This is a genomic window from Haloarcula salinisoli (genome assembly GCF_019599405.1).
GTDB lineage: Archaea > Halobacteriota > Halobacteria > Halobacteriales > Haloarculaceae > Haloarcula > Haloarcula salinisoli.
Map to the genome: position 1 here is coordinate 1 of NZ_RKLQ01000008.1, position 3,382 is coordinate 3,382.

The window sequence follows — 3,382 nt, forward strand, 5'->3', positions numbered from 1 at the left end:
CCACAGTCGCCGCTCATGGACTTCCGAGGGCAACCGAGCCAACCGGGCCGATTCAGGCGCAAAGCCTTTCTCGCCGGACTGAGAAGGACCGTGTACGGAAACCGGGCACCAATCGGTTTCGTGGTGACGGTCCTTCTCCGTCACTTCGTTCACGTTTCTGAGTTGCTACACCCTCCTTCAGCGGCATCTGGGTTAAGCCCCGCCGCTGATTGATTCAATGATTGAGTGACTGGTAGCTGTCGTTCGAGGTATGCAATTCGCGCCCGAACCTCCCGAATACGGACGGCTACATCCTGTAACTGTACGTTTTGCTCGACAGTTTCATTCAGAAGAAGGCGACAGGCGTTCACCTCATCAATCAGCAGTTGCTCGAAGTCGTCCGGTAGCTGTTCGTCCGAAACACTCTCCCCACTGGATGGGGTAGGTTTGCTTGCGTTCATGGCTTGAGCGCACAGTGTCGGGGTGTTGCTTCACCCCGTCCATTCCACGACCCGGAGAGAGTCGTGTACGGACTTCCTGTGCTGTGTGATACGTTCTTCTGGTGCATGATAAAACCTGCTACGTCAGGCGAGTGGGCCGCTCTCGTCGTCTTCTGGGTCAGGGCCGAAGATACGGTACGCCACGAACGCTATCGCCAGCATACCGACACCAGCGGCGACGTAACCCCAGTCGATTCGGTGCGTGTAGCTGTGGGTCACAGTCTTCGAGCCGCTGATATTCGCGGGTTTCGGGTCCTGCATGGTTCAGTCGAAGAGCGGGATGTCTTCCTCATCTTCCTCGGTCTCCTCGGTCGTCGACGTCGACGGACTCGACGAGCTGCCCGAGCTGCCCGACGACCGCGACCGCCACCACAGCGCCAGCACCAGGAACAGCGCCGCCCCGACGAGAACAGCGTTTGCCGACACGGGGAGGGGGACACCCATGCTCTCAGCGGTCTCTGGGAGCTCCGAATCCTCGGTATCGCGGTCCTCCGAGGGGGCTTGCCCACCCGTGGGTTCGGGGGTTTCCTGCGCCGTTTCCTCCGGCTCTGTGGCCTCGGTCTCCTCCTGCGCATTTCCCGCTGAGTCCGCCTGTAGGTCCGCCAGTCCCTCCGCAGCGTCACCCGCCTCTTCGTCACTCACGGCCGCATACTGGCCGTGCGCGACCCGTTCAACCTCCCCCTCATCGCGGAGGTCGGACAGGAGATTTCGGACATGTCCGTTGGTACAGCCGTACTCTTCCGCCAGTTCTGCCGGAGCCATGGGAGAATCGGCTTCCTGAAGCTTCTCCTCCACGAAATCGCGGGCACACTTCGGCCCACCGTCCCCAGCAGGTGTATCAGCAGTTGCCATGTAATATGCGAATATGAAGCCTAACAACTTAGTGGCTGCGTGAACTCTCAGTCTAACATGGCCGAAAATGCCTTCCTGACTGACCGGCGCCGTGACTACCTCGCTGGCGAGTACGACGGTAGCGACTCAGCAGAAAGACACCTGAAGTACTCGCTCAGAGAAAGTTCTGAACTCGCACTGAGCGAACTGGTCGAAGTAGCAGAGTCGCCACTCATCGACAACACTGAGGTCTTCGACCCAGACGAGGTGTTTCGCCTACTTCGTGCCCTACTGAGCCCACGGCAGGAAGACCTAGAGCCCGATGAGTTCGTGACCATCGTCGAGCCGGAGAAGTACGGGGACGAGTTCGTGGCGTACGCTGACGCCCTCTACGTCCAGATGGACAAGGTGATGAAGCCGTACCGGGACAGTCGGTTTCCCGACCCCGGCAGCGACTAATCGCCCATCACAGCCGCCGAGAGTCCGACCTGTCGGCTCTCCGGCGTCACCGACTCGCCCTTCACTTCGAGCCAGTTCCGTAGCTTCTTCTCGTTCCCCTGGACCGACGGCGGGGGCCGGTCCCCTCCTTCGTCCCACCAGTACAGCAGGCCCTTCAGCCGAAGCCACCGCTCGCGTCCTCTACCCGCCGCTTTCACCTTGCTCGCCCACTCGTCATCTTCGAGATACTCACGGAGGTAGTACACGTCGATGACCTCCGACCCGCAACCGTCGTGCGGGCACTCGTCGGGTCCGGCACTGATGCCTTCGCCTTCCTCGGCAGCCACCGGTTCATCGGGCTCGATCTCCTTCACCGCCTTCTCCGCCTCCATCTGAATCCGCTCCCACATCGTCGCCGTCAGTTCCTCCGACGGCGTGAACGAGTGGACTTCTCCGAAGTACGTCGTCGTTGAGCGGCCCTGCTGGTTCGCGCCGTGCGTCAGCGTGTAGTACGCCGTCGCTGCCATGTCTCTGTACGCTTTCTGGTCCCTCGGGTGGAACGCATCGAAGGTCCGAATCCGCTTCACGACCCAGCCACCCGGTGCCGCCTCACCGTCCACGTCCTCGACGGCGGCCAGCGCGTGGTAGTGCGGGGCCGCCTCGATGTACCGGGTCAGGTCCTCGAAGTCCTCAGACACCTCACGGAGGAAACGCCACTTCCCGGTACCGTCGGCGAGGTCGCCGTTCTCCTTCGCCGTCTGGTACAGCAGGTCGCCGCGTTCGTTCGTCCGGTACGGGTGCGTCACCGTCGCCCCGCCACGGACACCGGCCGCCTCCAGGGCGTCGTACGCCTCGCTGCGCGTCTCCCACAACGACCGGGCCGAGTACCGCCGGTCCTGCGGCGGTGAGGCGACAACGTGACAGAGTCGCTTCCCCGGCCCCATCTCCTGCGCGTATCGGTACGCGGCCAGCTGCGCGACCATGTTCACCACCGCGTCCTCGCACCAGTCCCGCCAGTGGTCGGGACAGTAGCGCGTGCCACACGACGACCGGCCGAGTACGGTGTGGCCCTCCTCGCAGAACCCGACTGGCGTCATCGCTCGGCAGCGGTTCGGCGCGTCACCGTACCCCGGCAGGTCTACAACGCCCTCGTAGAACGTCTTCGGCGGCTCTGGCCGGATTTCTCCGTGGTCGTCACCAGCTACACTCATCCGCTCACCCCCGATTCTACCGTCTCACGGCTGCTGCTGCCCGTCAGTAAGCGCGCTGACCCCGAAAAGCGGCGTAGTAGGCAGGTTCCTGAGAGGCGGGGTCGGACTGGCGCGAAACTACCGGCTGGTTGGTGGCCTCGACGACGACCGCGACCGCCACCGCCGGGGAGGTCGGTCGTCCCGGTCGGTCCTCCCTCCATACGGTCGCTCGCCGCTCGGCCCGGTCCCACGGGCCTCGCGAAGACGGGTTCGCTCCGCTCACCCGACTCGCTCCCTCCTGTCGGCTGGTGGGCCGGCCACAGTCGCCGCTCATGGACTTCCGAGGGCAACCGAGCCAACCGGGCCGATTCAGGCGCAAAGCCTTTCTCGCCGGACTGAGAAGGACCGTGTACGGAAACCGGGCACCAATCGGTTTCGTGGTGA

The 3,382-nt window shown here is 63.4% G+C and carries 4 protein-coding genes; 1 reads left to right on the top strand and 3 read right to left on the bottom strand.

The annotated features are described in order from the left end of the window. Positions 1-563 precede the first annotated feature (563 nt). Positions 564-740 carry a hypothetical protein gene (locus EGD98_RS20685; RefSeq protein ID WP_220590259.1) on the bottom strand — a complete coding sequence of 59 codons (177 nt, stop codon included), beginning with the start codon at positions 738-740 and terminating at the stop codon, positions 564-566. Between the two features lie 3 nt (positions 741-743). After that, positions 744-1,331, bottom strand: a complete 588-nt coding sequence (locus tag EGD98_RS20690) for a hypothetical protein (RefSeq protein WP_220590260.1) — start codon at positions 1,329-1,331, stop codon at positions 744-746. 57 nt (positions 1,332-1,388) lie between these two features. Between EGD98_RS20690 and EGD98_RS20695 the strand changes: the two genes are divergently transcribed. Beyond that, positions 1,389-1,769: a hypothetical protein gene (locus tag EGD98_RS20695; protein WP_220590261.1), complete on the top strand. Its 381-nt coding sequence runs from the start codon at positions 1,389-1,391 to the stop codon at positions 1,767-1,769. On the opposite strand, the gene EGD98_RS20700 is transcribed toward EGD98_RS20695, so the two are convergent. Then, positions 1,766-2,959 carry a hypothetical protein gene (locus EGD98_RS20700; protein ID WP_220590262.1) on the bottom strand — a complete coding sequence of 398 codons (1,194 nt, stop codon included), beginning with the start codon at positions 2,957-2,959 and terminating at the stop codon, positions 1,766-1,768. The two genes, EGD98_RS20695 and EGD98_RS20700, sit on opposite strands and share 4 nt — an antisense overlap. Positions 2,960-3,382 lie beyond the last annotated feature (423 nt).

What these genes read in the sequence shown, in the direction of transcription:
- EGD98_RS20695 (WP_220590261.1), top strand. Translation starts at nt 1,389, where the DNA reads ATGGCCGAAAATGCCTTCCTGACTGACCGGCGCCGTGACTACCTCGCT.
- EGD98_RS20685 (WP_220590259.1), bottom strand. Translation starts at nt 740, where the DNA reads ATGCAGGACCCGAAACCCGCGAATATCAGCGGCTCGAAGACTGTGACC.
- EGD98_RS20690 (WP_220590260.1), bottom strand. Translation starts at nt 1,331, where the DNA reads ATGGCAACTGCTGATACACCTGCTGGGGACGGTGGGCCGAAGTGTGCC.
- EGD98_RS20700 (WP_220590262.1), bottom strand. Translation starts at nt 2,959, where the DNA reads ATGAGTGTAGCTGGTGACGACCACGGAGAAATCCGGCCAGAGCCGCCG.